Source organism: Streptomyces sp. NRRL F-6492 (assembly GCF_001280125.1).
Lineage (GTDB): Bacteria > Actinomycetota > Actinomycetes > Streptomycetales > Streptomycetaceae > Streptomyces.
On sequence record NZ_LGEG01000164.1, the window covers coordinates 1 to 315 of the forward strand.

The 315-nt window shown below is 58.7% G+C and carries 1 rRNA gene; it reads left to right on the top strand.

Annotated features, from left to right (window positions below):
* A 23S ribosomal RNA gene (locus ADL08_RS13955) occupies positions 1 to 315 on the top strand; the annotation flags it as partial.

Consider the following 315-nt stretch of genomic DNA (forward strand, 5'->3'; position numbering starts at 1 on the left):
CCGTGATTCCGGGAGTAGTGGCGAGCGAAACCGGATGAGGCCAAACCGTATGCGTGTGAGACCCGGCAGGGGTTGCGCATGCGGGGTTGTGGGATCTCTTGTTCACAGTCTGCCGGCTGTGAGGCGAGTCAGAAACCGTTGGTGTAGTCGAAGGACATGCGAAAGGTCCGGCGTAGAGGGTAAGACCCCCGTAGACGAAACATCAACGGCTCGCTTGAGAGACACCCAAGTAGCACGGGGCCCGAGAAATCCCGTGTGAATCTGGCGGGACCACCCGCTAAGCCTAAATATTCCCTGGTGACCGATAGCGGATAG